The 20,155-nt window shown below is 75.7% G+C and carries 24 protein-coding genes and 4 tRNA genes; 10 read left to right on the top strand and 18 right to left on the bottom strand.

All coding sequences use genetic code 11. The features are described from left to right. Positions 1 to 336: 336 nt before the first annotated feature. Positions 337 to 513: a hypothetical protein gene (locus tag HOY81_RS11215; RefSeq protein WP_237320124.1), complete on the bottom strand. Its 177-nt coding sequence runs from the start codon at positions 511 to 513 to the stop codon at positions 337 to 339. 308 nt (positions 514 to 821) lie between these two features. Between HOY81_RS11215 and HOY81_RS11210 the strand changes: the two genes are divergently transcribed. Then, entirely contained in the window at positions 822 to 1,073 is a 252-nt protein-coding gene (locus HOY81_RS11210; RefSeq protein ID WP_237320123.1) for a hypothetical protein, read from the top strand. 170 nt (positions 1,074 to 1,243) lie between these two features. Here HOY81_RS11210 and HOY81_RS11205 read toward each other — a convergent pair. From HOY81_RS11205 to HOY81_RS11195, 3 genes are all read right to left on the bottom strand, one after another. After that, positions 1,244 to 1,316: transfer RNA gene (locus HOY81_RS11205), tRNA-Lys, on the bottom strand. 409 nt (positions 1,317 to 1,725) lie between these two features. Continuing rightward, positions 1,726 to 3,645 (bottom strand): DEAD/DEAH box helicase, encoded by a 1,920-nt coding sequence (locus HOY81_RS11200; RefSeq protein ID WP_237320122.1) that lies wholly within the window; start codon positions 3,643 to 3,645, stop codon positions 1,726 to 1,728. A 369-nt stretch (positions 3,646 to 4,014) separates the two neighbouring features. Next, positions 4,015 to 4,758, bottom strand: a complete 744-nt coding sequence (locus HOY81_RS11195) for a hypothetical protein (RefSeq protein WP_237320121.1) — start codon at positions 4,756 to 4,758, stop codon at positions 4,015 to 4,017. A 571-nt stretch (positions 4,759 to 5,329) separates the two neighbouring features. Between HOY81_RS11195 and HOY81_RS11190 the strand changes: the two genes are divergently transcribed. Further along, positions 5,330 to 5,836 carry a cupin domain-containing protein gene (locus HOY81_RS11190; protein ID WP_237320120.1) on the top strand — a complete coding sequence of 169 codons (507 nt, stop codon included), beginning with the start codon at positions 5,330 to 5,332 and terminating at the stop codon, positions 5,834 to 5,836. Between the two features lie 119 nt (positions 5,837 to 5,955). Beyond that, positions 5,956 to 6,318, top strand: coding sequence for a DUF5335 family protein (locus tag HOY81_RS11185; RefSeq protein ID WP_237320119.1), 363 nt, complete (start codon positions 5,956 to 5,958; stop codon positions 6,316 to 6,318). 94 nt (positions 6,319 to 6,412) lie between these two features. Here the strand turns inward: HOY81_RS11185 and crcB are convergent, their stop codons facing one another. The 3 genes from crcB to HOY81_RS11170 form a co-directional block, all read right to left on the bottom strand. Then, the gene (gene crcB, locus HOY81_RS11180) at positions 6,413 to 6,787 is read right to left on the bottom strand and encodes a fluoride efflux transporter CrcB (RefSeq protein WP_237320118.1); all 375 of its coding nucleotides are present in this window, start codon (positions 6,785 to 6,787) and stop codon (positions 6,413 to 6,415) included. After that, the gene (locus HOY81_RS11175) at positions 6,784 to 7,281 is read right to left on the bottom strand and encodes a CrcB family protein (protein WP_237320140.1); all 498 of its coding nucleotides are present in this window, start codon (positions 7,279 to 7,281) and stop codon (positions 6,784 to 6,786) included. Before HOY81_RS11175 ends, crcB begins: the two co-directional genes overlap by 4 nt. Positions 7,282 to 7,502: 221 nt before the next feature. Then, complete coding sequence (locus HOY81_RS11170) at positions 7,503 to 7,865, bottom strand: metallopeptidase family protein (RefSeq protein ID WP_237320117.1); 363 nt, start codon at positions 7,863 to 7,865, stop codon at positions 7,503 to 7,505. 163 nt (positions 7,866 to 8,028) lie between these two features. On the opposite strand from HOY81_RS11170, the gene HOY81_RS11165 reads away from it, so the two are divergent. The 4 genes from HOY81_RS11165 (at position 8,029) to HOY81_RS11150 (ending at position 10,153) form a co-directional block, all read left to right on the top strand. After that, complete coding sequence (locus HOY81_RS11165; protein ID WP_237320116.1) at positions 8,029 to 9,774, top strand: metallophosphoesterase; 1,746 nt, start codon at positions 8,029 to 8,031, stop codon at positions 9,772 to 9,774. A 110-nt stretch (positions 9,775 to 9,884) separates the two neighbouring features. After that, a tRNA-Glu gene (locus HOY81_RS11160) sits at positions 9,885 to 9,957 on the top strand. 43 nt (positions 9,958 to 10,000) lie between these two features. Beyond that, positions 10,001 to 10,075, top strand: a tRNA-Asp gene (locus HOY81_RS11155). 4 nt (positions 10,076 to 10,079) lie between these two features. Further along, positions 10,080 to 10,153 (top strand) — tRNA-Phe (locus HOY81_RS11150). Positions 10,154 to 10,297: 144 nt separating this feature from the next. On the opposite strand, the gene HOY81_RS11145 is transcribed toward HOY81_RS11150, so the two are convergent. Next, positions 10,298 to 10,822, bottom strand: coding sequence for a hypothetical protein (locus tag HOY81_RS11145; RefSeq protein WP_237320115.1), 525 nt, complete (start codon positions 10,820 to 10,822; stop codon positions 10,298 to 10,300). A 225-nt stretch (positions 10,823 to 11,047) separates the two neighbouring features. Here HOY81_RS11145 and HOY81_RS11140 point away from each other — a divergent pair, with 225 nt between their 5' ends. The 3 genes from HOY81_RS11140 (at position 11,048) to HOY81_RS11130 (ending at position 13,910) form a co-directional block, all read left to right on the top strand. Further along, positions 11,048 to 12,622 carry a class I adenylate-forming enzyme family protein gene (locus HOY81_RS11140; RefSeq protein WP_237320114.1) on the top strand — a complete coding sequence of 525 codons (1,575 nt, stop codon included), beginning with the start codon at positions 11,048 to 11,050 and terminating at the stop codon, positions 12,620 to 12,622. Positions 12,623 to 12,752: 130 nt separating this feature from the next. Next, positions 12,753 to 13,073, top strand: a complete 321-nt coding sequence (locus HOY81_RS11135) for a GYD domain-containing protein (RefSeq protein ID WP_237320113.1) — start codon at positions 12,753 to 12,755, stop codon at positions 13,071 to 13,073. Between the two features lie 330 nt (positions 13,074 to 13,403). Then, positions 13,404 to 13,910, top strand: coding sequence for a DinB family protein (locus HOY81_RS11130; protein WP_237320112.1), 507 nt, complete (start codon positions 13,404 to 13,406; stop codon positions 13,908 to 13,910). A gap of 65 nt (positions 13,911 to 13,975) precedes the next feature. Here the strand turns inward: HOY81_RS11130 and HOY81_RS11125 are convergent, their stop codons facing one another. From HOY81_RS11125 to HOY81_RS11080, 10 genes are all read right to left on the bottom strand, one after another. Further along, positions 13,976 to 14,578 carry a hypothetical protein gene (locus HOY81_RS11125; protein WP_237320111.1) on the bottom strand — a complete coding sequence of 201 codons (603 nt, stop codon included), beginning with the start codon at positions 14,576 to 14,578 and terminating at the stop codon, positions 13,976 to 13,978. 125 nt (positions 14,579 to 14,703) lie between these two features. Beyond that, on the bottom strand, positions 14,704 to 15,093 hold the full coding sequence (locus HOY81_RS11120; RefSeq protein ID WP_237320110.1) for a gas vesicle protein K: 390 nt from the start codon (positions 15,091 to 15,093) through the stop codon (positions 14,704 to 14,706). Positions 15,094 to 15,116: 23 nt separating this feature from the next. Then, positions 15,117 to 15,338 carry a gas vesicle protein gene (locus HOY81_RS11115; RefSeq protein ID WP_308340974.1) on the bottom strand — a complete coding sequence of 74 codons (222 nt, stop codon included), beginning with the start codon at positions 15,336 to 15,338 and terminating at the stop codon, positions 15,117 to 15,119. Continuing rightward, positions 15,328 to 16,248, bottom strand: a complete 921-nt coding sequence (locus HOY81_RS11110; protein ID WP_237320109.1) for a GvpL/GvpF family gas vesicle protein — start codon at positions 16,246 to 16,248, stop codon at positions 15,328 to 15,330. Before HOY81_RS11110 ends, HOY81_RS11115 begins: the two co-directional genes overlap by 11 nt. Positions 16,249 to 16,253: 5 nt before the next feature. Continuing rightward, positions 16,254 to 16,733, bottom strand: coding sequence for a gas vesicle protein (locus tag HOY81_RS11105; RefSeq protein WP_237320138.1), 480 nt, complete (start codon positions 16,731 to 16,733; stop codon positions 16,254 to 16,256). 32 nt (positions 16,734 to 16,765) lie between these two features. Next, a complete protein-coding gene (locus tag HOY81_RS11100) occupies positions 16,766 to 17,866 on the bottom strand; it encodes an SRPBCC family protein (RefSeq protein ID WP_237320108.1) in 1,101 nt (366 codons plus the stop codon). Next, positions 17,859 to 18,557, bottom strand: coding sequence for a hypothetical protein (locus tag HOY81_RS11095; RefSeq protein WP_237320107.1), 699 nt, complete (start codon positions 18,555 to 18,557; stop codon positions 17,859 to 17,861). The genes HOY81_RS11100 and HOY81_RS11095 overlap by 8 nt, the downstream gene beginning before the upstream one ends. 87 nt (positions 18,558 to 18,644) lie before the next feature. Beyond that, positions 18,645 to 18,905: a gas vesicle protein GvpG gene (locus tag HOY81_RS11090; protein ID WP_237320106.1), complete on the bottom strand. Its 261-nt coding sequence runs from the start codon at positions 18,903 to 18,905 to the stop codon at positions 18,645 to 18,647. Between the two features lie 32 nt (positions 18,906 to 18,937). Then, a complete protein-coding gene (locus HOY81_RS11085; RefSeq protein ID WP_237320105.1) occupies positions 18,938 to 19,651 on the bottom strand; it encodes a GvpL/GvpF family gas vesicle protein in 714 nt (237 codons plus the stop codon). A 2-nt stretch (positions 19,652 to 19,653) separates the two neighbouring features. Then, positions 19,654 to 20,136 (bottom strand): gas vesicle structural protein GvpA, encoded by a 483-nt coding sequence (locus HOY81_RS11080; RefSeq protein WP_237320104.1) that lies wholly within the window; start codon positions 20,134 to 20,136, stop codon positions 19,654 to 19,656. Between the last annotated feature and the right edge of the window lie 19 nt (positions 20,137 to 20,155).

Raw genomic sequence — 20,155 nt, 5'->3', positions numbered from 1 at the left:
GTGCACGAGACCAGCGGCGGCACCGCCGACGGCCCCAGCCCCGGACCACGCTGCGGCCGGATCTACGCCTGCCCGACGCACGCCCGGGAGATCGAGCGGCAGCACGGCCCCCTCCCGTGGTCCCGCCCGAGGGCGACGTCGTGAAGCAGTGGGCAGCGGTCGCCGCCTACGTGCTCGTCGTCGGCGGCCTGGTCGCCTGGCTGCTCGTCTACGCCGACCCCCACGCATAGACCCCCGCCCCTTCCCCGGACGGCTCATCCCCGCCAAGGAAAGGAGCCCGGCGAAGGGGCGGAGCACCACCGAACCCACCCAAGGAGAACGATGGACACCCGCACCTTACTCACCGACACCCAGCGCGCCGACGTCATCGCCACCGTGCTCGACAACAACGACGGCATGGCCGAGGACACCGCACGCCGCATCGTCGACGAGGCCACCAAGTTCGTCGCCACCTGCGCCCAGTTCCCCACCCTCGCCGTCGCGCCGTCCCGCGTGGTGGACGAGGGCTGGCACGCCCTGATCCTGCACACCCCCCTGTACGCGCACCTGTGCGAGAAGGCCGGCAGGTTCGTCCACCACTACCCCGAGCGGCCCGACACGACCCGCTACGACGAGAACACCCTCACGCGTACCGTGGCGCTGATGGAGGAAGCCGGCCACACCCCGGACCACGAGCTGTGGACCGCCCGGACCGCGGCCTCGTCGCCGTGGCGGCGAACTGCTCGCACACGCCGAAGCCGGGCGGCTGCGGCCCCATCCGGCCGGGTAACTGCGGTACGCACGGCGGCTGACCGCGTCGCACACCGAGAGAGGACACCACCATGGGACCGGACCAGGCGAGGCACGTCGACGCGCTACTGCGGGCCTACGGGATCGAGGGCGTCGTCGCACCCACGGACCCGGAGGACACCGCGGGAGCGTGGGCCGTGTACGACAAGGCCGACCCTGACACGCGGCAGGACATCACCGCGGACGTGCTCGCGACCGTGGCCCGCCACGTACAGCCCGACGCCCCGGAACGCTCGGGGCCGACCCGCGGCTTCGTGATCCCTCCGAAGGGAGAGGCGGCGTAGTCCCGCCCCTGCCAGCCCCGTCCGTCCGCGTTCCCCGTCGCGGCCGGGCGGGGCTTCCCCGTGCATGATCGCTTGCACTTCGGCTGGGCACGGCCGAGCACTCGCCCTCCTACCGCCCCCGCAACGCCGCGAGGGCCAGCCCAGGTCCGCCCTGAGCTGGCCCTTCCCGGTAGGCCGTGTGGGACTCGAACCCACAACCAATGGATTAAAAGTCCACTGCTCTGCCAATTGAGCTAACGGCCCGCCCCCGCAGCATAGCCCGGGCCCCTGCCGATCTCCGAAGGCATTCGGCGCGGTGCCGCGTGCGCGAGGGGACAGGGTACGGGTGCCCTGCTCTCCGGGGCCGGGAGGGCCGGGGCGGCCGACCGGAGTGGATCTTGTACCGGTCCACGGGAAGCCCACGTTCCGCCCCGGAGTATGGGCTTCCCGTCGACCGGTACAAGATCGGCAAAGAGGCCGCGGCACCGGCCGGGAACGCGGGAGAGGCACGCGTACGCCCGTACCGGCGCGGCGGCGGGCACGGAAGCCGCGCCCCGGAACGGCCGCGGCCCCGCACACGCCGCGGCCCGGCCGTGCCGGAGGCACGGCCGGGCCGTCGGTGGGTGCCGGGCAGGCGCCGGGCCAGGGCCCTGGGCGGGCCCGTGACGTCCGGTCAGCCGTTGCGCTTCCAGCGGGGCTTGTCGGTGCGGCGTCCCGCTCCGGCGCCGGAGCCGGAGCCGCGGTGGAAGGAGCCGCCGCGGTGGTCGTCGCGGCTGCGGCCGTACGGGCGCCGCTCGTCGCGGCGGTCGCCGCGGCCGTACGGGCGGCGCTCGCCGTCCCGCCGGTCGTCCCGGCGGAAGCCACCGCGCTCGCCGTCCCGCCGGCTCTGCCCGTACGGGCGCCGGTCGTCGCGCCGGAAGCCGCGGTCGGCACGCTCCCCACGGTCGCCGCGCTCCCCGCGCTCGCCCCGGGCGTCGTCCCGGCGCTCGAAGGGCCGCCCGTCGCGCCGCCCGTGTCCACGCCGGTCGTACGCGCCGTTGCGGTCGCCGCGGTCCCCGCGGCCGTCCTGCCCCGCGCGCTCCTCACGCTTGCGCTCGCGCCGCTGCTGCTCCTCCTGGCGCCGGCGCTCCTCGCGCCGCCGCTCGGCCTCCGCCTCCGCGCGGGCCTCGGCCTCGGCCTCGGCGGCCAGGGCTTCGGCGGCGCGGGCGACGGCCTCCTCCGGGTCGTCGCCGCGCTCGCGGGCCGCGCGGGCGGTCAGCCGGTCGGCCTCCTCGCGGAGTTCGGCGGCGTGCCGCTGTGCCTGCTCGAGCTGCCGGGCGAGCTGCTTGGCCTCGCGCTCCGCCTGCTTGGCGGTGTTCGCGGCGGCCTCGGCCTGCACCTCGGTGAGCGAACGGGCGCCGGTGATGCGGGCCACGTCGTCGTCGAAGACGTCGCCGCGCCCGATGATGTGCCGCGAGGCGTCGACGCCCGCGTCCTCCATCAGCCGGAAGATCTGCCGCCGCTGGTGCGGCAGGGCCAGCGAGACGACGGTGCCGGACTCGCCCGCGCGGGCCGTACGCCCGGAGCGGTGCAGGTAGTCCTTGTGGTCCCCGGCCGGGTCGACGTTGAGCACCAGGTCGATGCCGTCGACGTGGATGCCGCGGGCGGCGACGTCGGTGGCGACCAGCGTGTCGGCCTTGCCGTCCTTGAAGTCGGCGAGGGTACGGGTCCGGGCGCCCTGGGTCATGCCGCCGTGCAGGGCGTCGGCCCGTACGCCGGCCTCCCGGAGCTGCTCGGCGACGCGGTCGGCGCCGAGCTGGGTCCGTACGAAGATGATGGTGCGGCCCTTGCGGGCGGCGATGGCGGCGGTGACCGGGGCCTTGTCGCGCGGCTTCACGACCAGCACGTGGTGGGTCATCGTGGTGACGGCGCCCTGTGCGGCGTCCACCTCGTGGCTGACCGGGTCGACGAGGTAGCGCTCGACGAGGGTGCCGATTTCCTTCTCCATGGTGGCGGAGAAGAGCATCCGCTGGCCGCCCTCGGGGATGAGGTCCAGCAGCTCGGTGACCTCGGGGAGGAAGCCCAGGTCGGACATCTGGTCGGCCTCGTCGAGCACGGCGACCTCGACGTCGTCCAGCGAGCAGGCGCCGCGGTTGATGATGTCCCGCAGCCGGCCCGGGGTGGCGACGAGGATGTCCACCCCGCGCTCCAGGGCGGCGATCTGATTCCCCATCGAGGTGCCGCCGCAGACGACCTTGAACCGCAGGCCGAGCGTGTCGCCGTACGGCTGCAGCGCGTCGGACACCTGCATCGCCAACTCGCGGGTGGGCGTGAGGATCAGGCCGCGGGGGCGCTTCCGCTCGGTGCGGCCGCCGGTCAGCCGGGCGAGCAGCGGCAGGCCGAAGGAGAGCGTCTTGCCGGAGCCGGTGCGGCCGCGGCCGAGGATGTCCTTGCCGGCCAGCGCGTCCGGGATGGTGGCGGCCTGGATGGGGAAGGGGGTGGTGACGCCGTTCTCGGCGAGCTTGCGGACGACCTGGCCGGGGAGGCCGAGGTCGGCGAAGGTGGTGGTCTTCTCGTCGTCGAGCAGTACGGCCTCGGGGGCAGCGACGGACATGCGGATTACAAACCTTCCGGAGTCATCGGCACGCGCCCATAACTCCGTGTGAGAACTCGACCGCCTCGATGCGGATCAGCCACGGCAGGGAAGGAACGCGCCACGCGGCGCGCTTCGGTGGGGGCGCCGGGCAAATGGGATCAAACGATCTACGATCATACGCACCCCGAGGGCGCCCGCGCAAACGAGTACGGGGCGGCCGGAGGGCGCTCGCAGGCCCCGCGCGGTGCCGCACAGTGCCACCGGGCACTGTGTGTCCGCCGAACGGGGTCCCGACCAGCGTACGGCACGCGACGGGGCCGGCGGGCGGGGAGGCGGCCGGCGACGCGGGTGTCTCGCGTCACACGGGGTGCCCGGTGGAGCGCGCCGTCAGCCTGCCGTGCGGGACGGCTCCGCCCCGCGCAGCACGACCCCGGTCGCCGCGCCGGACTCCGGGCCGGACTCCCGCGCGGAGTCCGGGCCGCCGGACGCCCCGCCGTCCGTACCGTCGCCGCCGTCGTCCGCGCCGTCTCCGGCGCCCCCGCCGTCGCCCCCGCCGCCGTCGCCGGAGCCGGGGGGCGGGGAGGTGCCCGGGGCGGGCGAGGAGGGTTCGGGCGGGGGCTGCGTGGGGTCGCCGCCGCCCGGGCCGCCGGTGGGGTCCGGCGGTGCCGTGGGTGTGGAGCCCCCGGGAGACGGCGGACCGGGGTCCCGGCCCGCCGTGCCGGCGCCCGGGGCGGGGCGGTCGCCACCGGGCGCCGCGGAGGCGCCGCCCGGGCGCGCGTCGTCCTGGTCACGGTCCCCGCCGCGCTCCTTCTCCGCACCCCGTGCGCCGTCGCGCCGCTTCGCGCGGTCGCCTTCGTCCCCGTCCCGGCGCTCGCCGTCCCGTTCGCGATGAGGGCGCGCGCCCCCGTCGCGGGCCTCGCCCCCGGCGCCGCGCTCGGCGTCCGTACGCCCGGCCGGGGCCTTGCCGTCACCGCGCCGTGCGCCCTCCCCCGCGTCCTGGCCGACGGTCATGCAGCCGGACGCGCCGCCGCATGCGGCGGCGAGCAGCAGGGCGGAGGCGGCGGTGCGCAGTGCCGCGGCGCGGGCGGGCGGCCGGGCCGTCGACGGGGCGGTACGGGGGCGGGGGCTCACGGCGTCCTCCGGGGCTGCGGGCGTCAGGGGCGGGCCGGACGGGGTCGGGCGTGCCGTGCCCAACTCCCCGGGAGCGACGGAGGACACGCCCTGCCGGGCACTCCCGGCCCACGGCCGTGGGCCGGTACCGGCCGCCCTTGACCCTGCTCGCAACGCGGAGCAATCGTGGAGAGGACGGGCATCGACACCACCGGCGCCACCGACGCCACGTCGCCGGAGACGGCCGGCGCTCCCCGGGAGGACCGGCCGGGTCCCCGTACCGTCGCAGCGCCCGAGGAAGCCCGGTGCGACGGTTCCCGGGCCGCGGTACGTGGGCGGTGGCCCGGGAGGCGTTGCCCGCCGGGCGGGCCGGACGCTGTGTCGGCTCCTCGTCGTCGCCGCGCCCGGCGCCGGTACGGGCGCTCCCTCCGGGGCGTGCCCGGCCGGATGGCGCGCCCGGGGCGCCCGTGCCGCCGCGGCGGCTCCGGGCACCTCCCCCGACGGAACAACACACCGGGCGCGCACCCACGGCCGGCACCCCACGGCGGGACCGGCCGGAGAGCGGTGGCCGGAGCAGACCGAGGAGGCCGGTATGGGGTCCTTCCGTTTCGTGATCGAGCCGGACGAGGGAAGGTCGGTGTGGTTCGGAGGGCTGGGGGTGGACTTCCGGGTCTGGGCCGAGGAGACCGGTGACCGGTTCGCGGTGGTCGAGCACCCGATCGAGCCGGGGCGGCTCATACCGCCGCACATGCACACCCACGAGGACGAGTTCTCCTATGTGCTCCAGGGCCGGGTCGGCGCCCGGGTGGGGGATCAGGAGGCGACCGCCGGTCCGGGGTCCTACCTGGTCAAACCGCGTGGGATTCCGCACACCTTCTGGAACGCCGGGCCGGAGCCGGCACGGATTCTGGAGATCATCTCGCCCGGCGGCTTCGAACGGTACTTCGCCGAGCTGGGGGACGTGGTGGAGTCGGGTGCCGCGCCCGAGGAGTTCCTGCGGGAGCGCGCCGCGCTGGGCGAGAAGTACGGCCTCAGCTATGCGGAGGAATGGGTCCCCGAACTGACCGAACGGTACGGGCTGCGGCTCATCGGGGAGTGAGCCGTACGGGCGGCCGGACGGGCCCGGACCCTGCGCCGGGCCGACGCGGGCGCGCCCGGGGCGGACCGGACCCGTCCGGGTTCCGGGGCCCCGGGCGGCAACCGGAAGGAGCACCGACGATGACCGGCAGCGGAGCACTCGAGCGGACGGACTGGCAGACCGCGCTCGAGGAGATCACCGACGAGCACTGGGGGCACCTGGTCAGCATCGAGGTGCTGGACCCGTCGCTGGGCGACCAGTACGAGGCCGAGCGGCTGCCCTTCTCCTCCCTCGCCTACGACCCGAAGGACGACGTGGTGATCGTCGCCGTGGGCGGGAAGCCGCCCCGCTACCCGGTCGTGCTCCGGCACATGGTGCCGCACCCGGCGGAGATCGACGTCGCCGTCCGGGACGCCGCGGAGGACGCCGTCCGGGTCGTCCCGCCGGAGGGCGCCCCCACCCTGATCACCTTCCACAGGGCGGAGTCCGGGCCGGCCGCCTGAGCGGGCGGCACGGGCCGGGGGTGCGGGGGCCCGGGGACGCGGCGGCCGGCCCGGGAGCGCGGACGCGGGCCGCACGGCCCGGACCTCGCGGCGGTCAGGAGGCCAGGTCGCGCGTCAGCGTGAGCCCCAGGAAGACCGCGCCCAGGGCGACCAGCACCGAGGCCGCCACGTTTGCCGCCGCCAGCAGCGGTTCGCCGCGTTCGGCCAGCCGCAGCGTCTCGTAGGAGAAGGTGGAGTACGTGGTCAGCGCGCCGCACAACCCGGTGCCGAGCAGTGCCAGCGTGTCCGGGCCCGCGGTGCCCGCCTGGGCGAGCCCGGTCAGGGCGCCGAGCAGCAGGCTTCCGGCCGCGTTGACGGCGAAGGTGCCCCAGGGGAAGACGGAGTCGTGGCGGGCCTGCACGGCGCGGTCGGTCAGGTAGCGCAGCGGCGCCCCGACGGCCGCGCCCGCCACCACCAGCAGCCAGGTCATGCGGCACCGTCCCCGTCGCCGTCAGCGCCCGCGGCACTCCGTACGCCCCCGGTACTCCGCGCGCGCCGCCGTACGACCGCGCGCGTCGCCCACGCGCCGAGCACGACCGCACCCAGTGCGCCCGCCAGGGTCCCGGCGAGATACGCCATGGCGGTACCCGGCGCGTCCTCCTCCAGCAGCCGCGCGACGTCCACGGCATAGGTGGAGAAGGTGGTGAACCCGCCCAGCACCCCGACGCCCAGGAACGGCCGCACCAGCGGGTGCGGTGCCTGCCGCCCGCCCTCGCTGATCAGCACCATCAGCACGCCGATCAGCGCACAGCCCAGCCCGTTGGCCAGCAGCACCGCCCACGGGAAGCCGTCCGCGGGGACGGGCAGAGCGCGGCCCAGGGCGTGGCGGGCGACGGCCCCCAGCGCGCCGCCGCAGGCGATCGCCGCCAGCAGCGGCAGCGCACGCCCGCCGGCCGCCTCCGCGCGCTGGGCGGGCACATGCAGATCGACGTCCGGGTCGACGGCCTCCGTGGCGGGCCCGGTGCGGAGGCCGGTCCGGGCACCGTGCCCGGACTCGTGCCCGGCCCCTTGTGCGGGCCCTTGTGCGGTCCCGGGTACGACCTCGCCGCCGCGCCCGCCCCCGTGCCCGGCGTCGCCACCCTCTACGGAACCCGCCCCCGGGCCGGCGCCGGGGCCCTCCCCCGCCCCGGTGCCGCGCCCGCGGCTCACCCGTACCCCAGCGCGTGCAGCCGCTCGTCGTCGATGCCGAAGTGGTGCGCGATCTCGTGCACGACCGTCACCTCGACCTCCTCCACCACCAGCTCCCGGTCGCCGCCCTCGGCATCGACGAAGCGGAGGGTCGGCCCCCGGTACACCGTGATGCGGTCCGGGAGCACGCCCGCGTACCACTCGCCCCGTTCGGTCAGCGGCGTGCCCTCGTACAGGCCGAGCAGCTCGGGGTCGCCGGCCGGGGGCTCGTCCTCGACGAAGACCGCCACGTTGTCCATCAGCCGGGTGAGCTCGGGCGGTATGCGGTCGAGCGCCTCGGCCACCAGCTCCTCGAAGTCCTCGCGCGTCATCTCCAGCACGCGGCCATTGTCGGCCACCCCGCGCCGCGGGCGCACCGCCCCGGGCGTACCGGCCCGGGTGGCCGTACGCACCCCGCGACAGGCCGGGGACGCGGCACACGCCACCCGGGAGGAGGCGCACGGAGCGGTAGGAATCCGTGGGGGCCGGGCATACTGGGGCGACATGGCTGCCCCCGAGCCCGAGAACCGCCCGCCCCGGTCCTCCCCGTCCGCCGCCGCCGGCGCCCTGGTCCGCCTCGTGCAGGGCCTCCTGCGGCGCCTGGCGCACGCCCTGCGGGGCGCCGTCCCCCGTTCGCGCACACCCCGCCGCACACCCGGCACGTTCCGCGCGTCCCGCGGCCTCCCGGCCGCGCCCCCCGGACCCGACGCGCGCGGCGCCCGCACCCGGCGCTGGGGAAGCGCCGCGGGGCTCGTGGTGATCACCGTGCTCGGGGCGTGGCTCGGGCTGCTGGTGGTGGGGAACGTCCGTACGCCCGTCGGGCCGATGGACACCACGATGACCCTGCGCCCGTCGTTCAGCGGCGGCACCAAGATCAACGTCTCGCCGCTGGGCGCCCTGGAGCTGGAGAGCCACCACGCGCCCGTACGGCTCGACGTGGACATCGACCAGCTCGACCCCGTCCGCGCGAACGCCCTGGTCGACCACCCCGAGCGGCTGTCCGGGCTGGAGGACGAGATCGTGCGCGACGTGCGCGCGGGCGCCGTCGAGGTGGCGGGACGCTCCGTGGTGGCCGTGGTCGTGGGGGCCACCGCGCTCGGGCTGGCCGTCTACCGGCGCCCGCGGCGGGCGGCGACGGCGGGCGGGCTGGCGCTGTTGCTGCTGCTCACCTCCGGGGCGACGGCGTACGCCACCTGGAACCCGAAGTCCGTCCTGGAGCCGAAGTTCTCCGGGCTGCTCGCGGGCGCCCCCTCGGTGGTCGGCAACGCGCGGAGCATCGTCACGGAGTTCAATGTCTACCAGCAGGAGCTGGCCCGCCTGGTCACCAACGTGACCAAGCTCTACGAGGCGACCTCCACCCTGCCCGCGTACGCTCCCGACCCGACCACCACCCGCGTCCTGCACGTCGCGGACATCCATCTGAACCCCGCCGCCTGGAGCATCATCCGGTCGCTGGTCGAGCAGTACGACATCGACGTGATCGTCGACGCCGGCGACACCATGGACCACGGCACCACGGCCGAGAACGGCTTCCTGGAGCCCATCCCCGACCTGGGCGCCCCGTACGTCTGGGTGCGCGGCAACCACGACTCGATCGACACCCAGCAGGCCGTGGCGGACCTGGGTGAGAACGTGCACGTGCTCGACAACGGCGTGCCCGTCGACGTCGCCGGACTGCGGTTCGCCGGCATGGGCGACCCGCAGTTCACTCCGGACCGCTCGGTGGTGCCCGAGGGCGACCCGGCGGAGCGCGCGGCCGGGCGCGAGCTCGCCTTCCACCTGCGCGCCCAGAAACGCGCGGGTACGCCGGTGGACATCGCGGTCGCGCACAACCCGGTGCTCGCCCAGCAGACCGACGGCCTGGTGCCGCTCGCCCTCGCCGGGCACACGCACCAGCGCAGCAACGAGGTGCTGGACGACGGCACCCGGCTGATGGTCGAGGGCACCACGGGCGGCGGCGGGCTGCGCGCCGTCGAGGGCGACGAGCCGCAGAAGGTGCAGGCGTCGGTGCTCTACCTGGACGAGAAGACGGACCGGCTGCAGGCCTGGGACGAGATCACCCTGGGCGGGCTGGGGCTCGCCAAGGCCGAGGTCAGCCGCCACCTGCCCGGCGATCTGGAACCCGGGGCCTCGCCGTCCCCCACGCCGACCGCGCCGACGCCCGAGACGCCGGGGACCCCGGCAGCCCCGCCTGAGGGCGGGACGCGCTCCCCGTCCCCCTCGCCCACACCCGCCCCGGGCGCCTCCTGACACGCCCGCCACCCCGCACCACCCCCGGAACCGTTTTGGCGATCCGTCCCGCCCTCCCGTATGCTTCTCACGTCCCCGACGCGCCGGAAGGTGCTCAGGTGGGCCATTCAGCCCTCATCGTCTAGTGGCCCAGGACGCCGCCCTTTCAAGGCGGTAGCACGGGTTCGAATCCCGTTGGGGGCACGCACCACCCTGTGCGAGACTTGTCTCGCACCGCACGATGCTTGGTCCTGTGGAGCAGTTTGGAGTGCTCGCCACCCTGTCAAGGTGGAGGCCGCGGGTTCAAATCCCGTCAGGACCGCTCCGGCTGGGTAGCTCAGTTGGTACGAGCGTCCGCCTGAAAAGCGGAAGGTCGCCGGTTCGACCCCGGCCCCAGCCACCGGAGCCCGACCAGGGCAAACGGCCCCGAGAAGAGCGCTTCTCGGGGCCGTTCTCGTGCGCGTACGCCAACCGGTACGCCGACGGGCCGGGGCACCGTGCGCGCGGCGGTCCGGCGGGAACGCCCGGCGCCGCTCCCGGCCGCTCAGCCGGGGCGGGTGATGGGGGTGAAGCCCGCGGCGCTCCGGAGGCCGGAGGCGCGGCAGAGGTCTTCCGGGGAGGCGTCCCTGGCGTCGAGGTAGAGGTTCTCGAAGAAGGCCAGGAAGGGGCCGTTCCGGCGCTCCCGCTCGGCGAGCACGTAGGGGCGGAGCACCTCCCACACCTGCACGACGCGGTGGTGGAAGACGCCGAGCGCGATGCGGTGGTCGAGCGTCCCGAAGGCGTACATCATGCCGATGCTCTCGTAGAGGAAGGCGACGTTCCACACCGCGTGCCGGGCCTGCTCCGGTAAGCCCCCGACACCCCGGTCCGGGGCGTGCTCGGTGGCGAGGCGGTGCACGACGAAGTCCTGGTCGCGCTGGTACTCCTTGTCCCGCACGTCGCGCAGGTAGACCTCCAGGACGGCGTTGAAGGCCCGCGTCGACCGGGCGTGCCGGAACTGCCGCCAGGCGGTCACGGCGGAGACGAGGAGTGCGAGCAGGGAAACGGCCAGCGTCGACGCGTTGTACATGACTTCCCCCCTGATGAGCCACGCAGCAGTGGGCCGATGATGGCAGCGCCCCCCGGCCCGCGGAAGGGGCGCGCGCCCGGCGCAGGGTGTCGCCGGGGCCCGGCGGGATACTCGGTGCCCGCCAGGCGGCCACCGCCCGGCGCGGGGCGCGGGGGTGCCGCGCGGGCGGACCGGCGCCGGGGTGCTCGGGGCAGGCAGGGACGCGAGGTGGCCCGGGAGGACGTCATGCCGAGCGACGTCGAGGCGGTGGAGCTCAGCCGGCTGCTCGACCCGCACCCGCGGGAGGCCCCGTGCCTGGTGCACGAGGGCCGGACCTGGACGTACGGCGAGCTGCGGGCGGCGGTGTCCTCGCTGGCCGGGGAGATGGCAGCGGAGGCCGCCGGCGCCCCCACCGCGGACACCGCCGGAAGCACCCCCGGAGCGACGACCGCGGAGGCGGCCGGAGGCGGCGGCTCCAGGCTCGCCGGGGAGCCGGTGGCGTTCATGCTGCCGAACGGCCCCGAGGCGGTCTGCCTCCATCTGGCCTGTTTCCGTTCCGGCGCGATCGCCGCGCCGCTGGACACCCGGTACGCGCCCCCGGAGCTGGAACGGGCGCTGCGGCGGGCGCGGCCGCGGTGGCTGGTGGTCGACGAGACCCGGGTGGACCGGGTCGCGGCCGTCGACCCGGCGGTGCTGGAGGGCGTACGGGTGCTGGTGGCGGGCCGGGACACCGGGCCGCACGAGCCCTTCGCCCCGCTGCTCGCCTCCCGGGCGGAGCCCCCCTCCCGGCGGCCCGGCCCGGACGACCCGGCGCTGCTCCTCTTCACCTCCGGCTCCGCCGGCATCCCGAAGGGCGTGCTGCACAGCCACCGCTCGGCCGCGGCGATGCTCACCAGCACCTCCGAGGCGCTGGGGGACGTGACCGCCGGGGACCGGACGCAGGTGTGCGACCCGCTGGTGCACGTCAGCGGCTTCATCGAGACGCTGACCACGCTGCTGGCGGGCGGTGCGGTCTTCCTCTACGACGGGTTCGTGCCGGACGCGTTCGTCGCCGGGCTGCTGGCCCACCGCCCGACGCTGGTGTGCACGCACATCGACGTGCTGGCCCGGCTGGCGCACGACCCGGAGGCCACCGGCGAGTGGTTCTCCTCGCTGCGCGGGGCGTACACCGGCGGCGACACGGTGCCCTCCGCATTGCAGCGCGACTTCACCGCGCTGGCGGGCATCCCCATCGGCGTCGGCTACGGCATGACGGAGGCGATCTGGCTCACCCTGCACCGCGGGCACACGCTGGAGCCGGACGGCTGCATCGGCACCCCGGTGGACGGGGCGGAGCTGCGGACCGACGAGGAGACCGGCGAGATCCTGGTCCGCGGCCCGATGGTGATGACCGGCTACTGGCAGGACCCGGAGCTGACCCGGGACTCCTTCACCGGCGGCTGGTTCCGGACCGGTGACCTGGGCCGGCGGGACGCGGAGGGCGTCTGGTGGTTCGAGGGGCGCCTCAAGGACGTGATCGTGCGGCGTACGTCGAAGATCACCCCGGGCGAGGTGGAGTCGGCGATCGACGACCACCCGGCGGTGGCGGAGGCGGCGGTCGTGGACGCGCCCGACCCGGAGGAGGGGCAGGTGCCGGTGGCCTTCGTGGTGCTGCGGCGGGGGCAGAAGGCGACCGAGGAGGGCCTGACGGCGTTCCTCCGGGAACGCCTCGCTGCGTACAAGGTGCCGGCGCGCATCCACTTCCCGGACGCGCTGCCGCTCACCGCGAGCGGCAAGATCGACCACCGGAGTCTCCGGGAGCGGGTCGCCCGGAGCGCGTAGCCGCCGGGCGGCGGGGGCGTACGGCCGGTCGCGTACCCCGTATGGGGGCGGTCGTGTGGCGGGGGCGGCGCGGGCGGTCGAGGCTGGCCGGGCAGGGGGTGAGACCGACACCGCAGGAGGGCCGGGAGCCGTGGGCAAGTATCTGTACCGGGTGACGATGACCACCGAGGGCCTCAAGGGCCTCCGCAGCGAGGGCGGCAGCGCACGACGCGAGGTCGTGGAGCGCATGCTGCAGGGGCTGGGCGGCCGCCTGGAGTCGATGTACTGGGCGTTCGGCGACGAGGACGTGTATCTGACCGTGGAGCTGCCGGACAACGTGGCCGCCGCGGCCGTCGGTCTGGTGACCTCGGCGGCCGGCGGCGTACGGACCAACACCGCGGTGCTGCTGACGGCCCAGGAGATCGACGAGGCGGTGCGCCGCGAGGTGCAGTACACGCCGCCGCGCGCCTGAGAGCCCACCCGCGGCGCCCGGTGGCGCGCGCCTGACCCGGGTGGGAACCGGTGCTGCTCCTGGTCGTTCCGCGGGTCCCGTGCAGGCCTCAGGCGGGCCGGGCCCGGTCTCCGGGGCGGGTTCCGTGGGTGTGGCGGTCGTGTGCTGCATGCGGCCAGCGAACCGCGGGCCGCGACGGCCGCACATGAGCGCCGGTACTCAGAGCACGCCCCGGACGTACTCACCGGGCCCCCGGTGTCCCGCTGCCGCACCCGGGCAAACGGGTCGCGTCCCCGGGCGGGGACAGGAAGAGTGGACGGCCCGTCCGTCCGCCGTACGAGAGGACCCGCCGTGACCGCCGAGCGCGTCGACCCGCCGCCGATCGCCGACGAGCGCACCATGCTGCGCGCCTACCTGGACTTCCACCGGGCGACGCTGGCCCGCAAGTGCGCCGGCCTGACCGACGAGGAGCTGCGGCGGTGTGCCGTGCCGACGTCGGGGCTCTCGCTGCTGGGGCTGGTGCGGCACCTGGCGGAGGTGGAACGCGCCTGGTTCCGGCGGACGATCGACGGGGAGGACGTCCCGCTGGTGTGGTCCGCCGAGGGCGACTTCCAGGTGGCGTACGACGCGCGTGACGCGGACCGGGCGGAAGCCTTCGCGGCCTGGGAGGCGGAGGTGGCGCACGCCCGGCGGATCGAACGGGAGGCACCGGCACTGGACGTGACGGGCCGCCGGGGCGGCACCGGCGAGGAGGTGTCGCTGCGGATGGTGCTGCTGCACCTGATCCACGAGTACGCCCGGCACAACGGCCACGCCGACCTCCTCCGGGAGGCCGTCGACGGTTCGGTGGGCGTCTGACGACCCGTCCGGCGGAGTCTCCTGCCGGCCCGGCCCGGGGCCCGTGCACACCCGGCGGTCGCGCCTTACGGCCCGCCGCCGGGGAGCTGTTCGGCGCACTCCGCCTCGCAGACCAGCTCCCTGGTCGACTCGGTGGCGGAATCCTCGACGAGCTGCCGGTGTTCGGGGTCGACCGTGGGCTCGGTCTCCGGGCGCGGCTGCTCGGTGTGGAGCGTGTCGTGGAGCCGGGAGGCCATCGACCGGGAGGGCTGGGAGTCCTGGGAGGGCGCTCCGGGCCCGGCGCCGCCGTCGTCCCGCCGTACACCGGCCGCACCGGGTGCGGAGGCGTCCTCCGAGCGCGCCGCGGCGGCCAGGTCGGCCGCTGCCGCACGCGCCGCCTCGCGGGCGGACGCCCGGCTCTCGTCGAGGAGCTGCCGTCGTGCGGCGTTCCGCGCATGGTCCGCCTGGGCCCGCAGTGAGGCCACGGTGTCGCCGCCGGTGCTCAGGGAGGGGACGGCGGTGTCCTCGGACACCTCGCGCGCCCCGGTCGTTCCGGCGCCGGGGCCGTCACCGGCCGAGCAGGCCGGCAGCAGGGCGGCTCCGGCGGCGAGCAACAGCCCGCAGGCGGCAGCGGTCGCCCTCCGGGACCGCGCACCGGTCACCCGGGGGTCGCGAGACGGCATGCGCACGCGGCTGCTCCTCTCCTGAGCTGCGGCCCGCGCGGGCGTCCGCGGGCGGCTGGTGCCGAGTCACCCTAGAGCACGACCTGACTGGTCACGACCCCGCCCCGGGGCGGGGTGCGAGCCGGACGGGGTCAGGAGCGGGGCAGCAGGGAGCCGAGCGGGCCGAGGTCGAGGTTGAGGTCGTCGGGGTCGAGGCCGTGGCGGGCGCAGAGTTCTCCCATCCGGTCCTGGAGAGCCATCAGGGTCAGGCCGATGCGCTCCTCCTGCTCCTCGGTGAGGTCGCCCCGGTCGACACGGTGCAGGGCCGCGCGCTCCATCAGTTGCCGCAGCAGTTCCACCAGGGTGAGCACCAGCCGGGCGAGGTCGCGTTCCACGGTCTCCGGGTCGGTGTGCAGCCGCCGGGCGGCACCGCCCTCGCCGCGCGGTCCGGACCGTTCCTCGGGCAGCAGGTCGAAGGCGCGGGCCGCCGCCTGGGCGATGTCGTCCAGGTGGGTGGCGGCGGGTGGGGTCGGTCGGGGCATCGGGGGTCTCCTCGCGCGGGTGGCTACCAGGGCGGGGGCCGGTCCGGGCTGACGGAATGGACGACGGCCTGCAGGTTGATGCGGACCAGGTCGACGTCGGCGATGGAGAGGACGACGTCCCCGGTGAGGACCGCGCCTCCGGTGAGCAGCCTGTCGAGCAGGTCGATCAGGGCGACCTGGCGGTCGGCGGCGGCCCGCCCGCCGGCGGAGTCGCCGAAGCCGTGCACGGTGACGTCAGACGGCACGGCCGCCCCCCGGGTCCGGTACGGACGGCGGCGCGGGCTCGGCGAAGGAGTACGGGGCCCAGGGGCCGGTGATCTCGACCCGCACCCCGGGCACGGCGCGGACGCTCTCCTCGGCCTCCGCCCGGAACCGGTCGGCGCGGTCCCGGGGCAGGAGACAGGAGACGTTGCTGACGTTCTCCCCCTCCCCGGTGGCGAGTTCGCCGCTCTGCGGGCGGTGCGGCACGAGGTGCGCGGTGTGGGAGTGAGCCAGGGCGGCGATGCGGTCCGCCGCGTCGGCGGCGGCCTGGAAGGCGTCCTGCCGCCGGGTACGCCGGGCCCGCCGCTGCTGGAGGTAGGCCCGGCCGGGGCTGGTGGCGGCCGCGGTTCCGGTGTCCGGGGCGGCGAGGGCCGAAGCGGCGGTTCCCGGGCCGGGCGTCCCCGCGGCGCCGGCGGACCGGTGCGGCGCGGGCGCCGCACCGTCCGCCGCGCCGGGGCAGGCGTAGACCTTGACGCCCCACTCGGCGCACCCTTCGACGCGGTCCAGCGACCGCGCGAAGGCGTCCCGGGACTCCTCCAGCATGCGGGCCACCCCCGCGTCGTCGCGGTAGACCGTGGCGAGCCGCAGCGGCAGCACGGTCGCCCGGGACGCGAGGAAGTCCACCACCGTGTGATGGGCGCGGGCGACCGCCTCCAGCCGCGCCAGGTCCTCCAACTGGGCCCGGAAGCCCTCCTCGTCGAACTCGGCCGCGGGAACGCCGGACACCACTGCCGCGTACGCCCCGCCGGCGACCGCCCGCAGCGGGCCGCCGGCCACGCCGTTCGGGCTGCCGGGAAGGTGGTCCGCCAGGGCGTCGCTGCGGCCGATGGCGTAGACGTAGCTCAGCATGGGGGCACCGGACGTCACCGGGCCGTGCTGCGCCGGGTGGGGCATCGCGATCAGCTCCTCTGTGCCGGGTCGCCGGGATCGGCCGGCCGGTCGCCGGGCTCGGAGGCGGGCGCGGCGGCGGGCTCGGCAGCACCGGACGCGGCGGCGGGCGGCGCGGCGGCGGGCTCGGTGCCGGACGCACCCGCGGCCTCGAGCCGGGCGAGCCGCGCGCGCAGCCGCTCGTTCTCCTCGGCGAGCGCGTCCCGGCCTCCCCCGCGGACCTCCCGGTCCGCCGGGCGGCCGCGGGCGCCGGAGGAGAGCGACGGATCGTGCTCCCACCAGTCGATGCCCATCTCCTTGGCCTTGTCGACGGAGGCGACCAGCAGCCGCAGCTTGATGGTCAGCAGCTCGATGTCCAGCAGGTTGATCTGGATGTCGCCCGCGATGACCACGCCCTTGTCCAGCACGCGCTCCAGGATGTCCGCGAGGTCGGCCGGAGGGCGGGACGGGGCGGCGTGCTGCTGGGCACCGCGGTACGGGGAGGCGCCCATGCGGGCGGCTACCGGTTCGGACATGGCGGTCGTCAGCCTCCCGTCCGGGCGGGCTCGCGCTCGTCGGCGCCCGCCTCGTCCTCGTCGGGCTCTTCCTCGTCGAGTGCGTCCTCGTCGGGCTGGTCCTCGTCGAGCTCTTCCTCCTCGAGCCCGTCGCCCTCGGGTTCGCCGTCCTCCAGCGCGTCCCCCCGGGGCTCGCCGTCCTCCTCAGGGTCCCGGCGCGCGTCCGCCGGCCCGGCCGGCTCCTCCTCGTACCCTTCCGCCGGCTCCGCGTCCTCGTACGGCCCGGCGCCGGCGCGTTCCTCGTCCTCCACGGCGGTCTCGTGGTCCCTGACGACCTCGCCGTCCCGGATCTCCCCGCGCCAGCCGTCCGTGGCCTCGCCGCGCATCATCAGGAACGTGCGGTAGAGCTTCAGGTCGAGACGGGCCCGGCGGCCCTGGGCGCGCCAGAGGTTGCCGGTCTTCTCGAGGAAGCCGCCGGGGAAGTACTCCAGGACCAGCAGCACGCGGGTCAGGTTCTCGCCCAGCGGGTGGAAGGTCACCACGCCCTTCACGCTGCCCTTGGCGCCCTCCGTGGTCCAGGAGATCCGCTCGTCCGGGATCTGCTCGGTGACGTTCGCCCGCAGGCTGCGGGTGGACTTGGCGACCTTGACCTTCCAGTCGCTGCCGGTGTCGTCGCTCCGCTCGACGCTCACCACGCCCTTGGCGAAGGTGCTGAACTCCTGGTACTGGGTCCACTGGTCGTACGCCTCGCGCACCGGCACGCCGACGTCGATGTCCTCGACGACGACCACCCGTTTCGACTTCCCGCCGCCGCTCCTGCCGCGACCGCCGCCGACGACCCCCTTGACCTTCTCCTTCACCGCCTCCTTGCCGGCGGCGAGGACCGCCTTCGCCGGGGACCCGCCCGCGGCCGGCGCCTCGCCACCGCGGGCGAGGCCGCCCGCCGGGCCGCCGGAGCCGACGTCCCCCGGCTCGCCGAGCCGCGCGAGTGACGCGCCGAGCTTCTGCCCGAGGCCGGAGACGGCGTGCCGGGCACGTGCCTCCAGATACGCCTGGAGTTCCTCCTTGAGGCGGTCGGCGGCGGGGCTGTGCCGTACCTCGTCCTGCACCCTGGTCAGCGTGTCACGCACGGTCGGCCCCCTTGGTCGCGGACGGCTCGGCGGCGGGCGCCCCGGAGCCGGCGGCCGGGGCGGTGCGGCGGGCACGTCCGCCGGCGGCACGGGCGGACCGACCGGCCTTCCCGCCCGGTTTCCGGGCGGACCCGGCCCCGGACTTCGCGGCGGGCGCGGCGGCCGTACGGGCGGCGGGGCGCCCGGCACCCGGGCGGCCGCGGGAGGGCCCGGCGGTACCACGCGGCTGCCGCCGCTTCCGTCCCGCGGGCTCCCCGTCCGCGCCGTCCTCCGCCTCGGCCCCCGTCACCTGCTCCGTCTCGTCCGCGCGGTCCGCCGGGTCGTCGTCTGCGTCGTTCCCCGGGGGCTCCTCCGCCTCGCGTGCGCCCTCCGGCCTGTCGTCCGGGGACGCGTCCGGCTGCTCCAGCCGCCGGGTGCGCTCCCGGAGGGAGTCGGCGAGGCTGCCGGCCCGGGCGGTCACGGCCTGGGTGGCGGCGTCCCGGGTGGCGTCGACGAGCTGATCGCGCGCCTGGTCCCGCAGCCCGCCGAGCGCGGGCGACTTCGCGAGGGCGGCCGCGACCTCCCGGAGGTCCGGGTTCAGCTTCCTCCCGGCGAGGAACATGCCGAGGCCGAGGGCGAGTTTCGCCTTCTTCGTACGTCCCAGGAGATAGCCCCCGACGAGGGCGGCTCCGGTCTTCGCGCTGGGTTTCATCTCGTACTCCTCCGGACGCGCCCCTGCCGGGACACGTGGTTCTCCACGGTGGTGTGGTGCGCGAGCGCCCGGTGACGGGCGGGCCGGTCACAGGTGCCGGTGTCCGGCCTCGGTGCTGCGGGCCTGCCGCCGCTCCAGTTCGTCGAGCAGCTCGTCCTCGCGGCGGTCGAACTCGTCCTCGTCGATGTGGCCGTCGAGCAGCTCCTGTTCCAGTGCGCGCAGTCCGGCCAGCACCGGCTCGGGGTCGTCGTGCTCGCGCTCGGCGGCGAGCACGACCTGGTCCAGCACCCAGCCCACGCCCCGCACGGGGGCGAGCGGGAAGGTGAGGATCTGGCTGATCAGTCCCATGACAGTCCCGGGGCGGCGGTCCGCCGGGGTCGTCAGACGAAGCTGTACGGCGGCAGCGGCCCGTGCAGGGTGAACTGCGCGCCGGTGCCGGAGCGGTCGGCGAAGTCCTGCACGGCCCGGGAGAAGTCCCGCTCCCGGTCGCGCCGGACGAGGAAGGACAGCGCCACCAGGTGCTCCTGCGTCGGCTGCCCCAGGACGTGCCGTTCGGAGGTGCCGGCCAGCGCGTCCACGACCTCGCCCGCCGTGTTCTCCCGGCGCCGCTCGATCTCGGCGCTGACGAGCTCGCCGAGGGCGACTCTGCCGGCGTGCGCGTCCGGGTCCGCGCGGGTCCGGTCGTTGAGCCGCCGCACCTCCTCGTTCTCCGCCACGATCTCCCGCAGCAGTTCGTCCTGGTCGCGGGCGACCTTCAGGTGGTACTCGGTGCAGCCGTCGACGTCCCGGAGCGCCTGGGTGTACATGTCGGTGTGCTGGTCGAGGGCGTCGCGGACCTCGTCGTCGGTGCCCGCGAGCAGGCCGAAGCGCATCGGCAGCACGGCGCCGTCCTCGAGCAGGCGCTCCTGGACGGTCTCGTGGGCGAGCAGGTCGCGGCGTTTGGCCCGCAGTTCCCCTGACGTGTCGCTCACCACGGCCTTCAGCGAGGACGCGGCCAGGGAGCGCGGCGCGGCGGCGGGGTCGCCGACGCCGGTGAGGCCGTCGAGGCGGTGCGGGTGGTCGGCCGAGGTCACGGCGTAGAGGTAGACCGGCATCGCTACTCCTCGGTCGTCTTGCGCCGGGTGGTGCGACGGCCGGCGGTCCCGGAAGACGACGCGGACGGCGGCGGGGACGCCCCGGTCCGGGTGCGCCGCCCCTCGCGTTCCTCCTCCTCGTCGTCCCGTCCCTTCTGGAGGGATTCGCTGAAGGCTTCGACGGCCCCGCTCAGGGCTCCCTTGGACTTCCCCTTCGCGCCGCCCTCGGTGAGTTCGCCGGCCAGGCCGGTGAGGGTGGACGGAGCCTTGTTGCCGGCTTCCAGATCGAGCCGGTTGCAGGCTTCGGCGAACCGCAGATAGGTGTCGACGCTGGCCACCACGACCCGCACGTCGATCTTGAGTATCTCGATCCCGACCAGCGAGACGCGCACGAAGGCGTCGATCACGAGGCCACGGTCGAGAATGAGCTCCAGTACGTCGTACAGGCTGCCGCCGCGTGAGCCCTCTGCCCGTGCGGCCGGCGCGGTCTGCTGCATCACGGTCATGCGCGACACTTCCTCGATG

The organism is Streptomyces sp. JJ36, from assembly GCF_021696945.1.
Lineage (GTDB): Bacteria > Actinomycetota > Actinomycetes > Streptomycetales > Streptomycetaceae > Streptomyces.
This window is presented reverse-complemented; position numbering and strand designations above follow the sequence as displayed.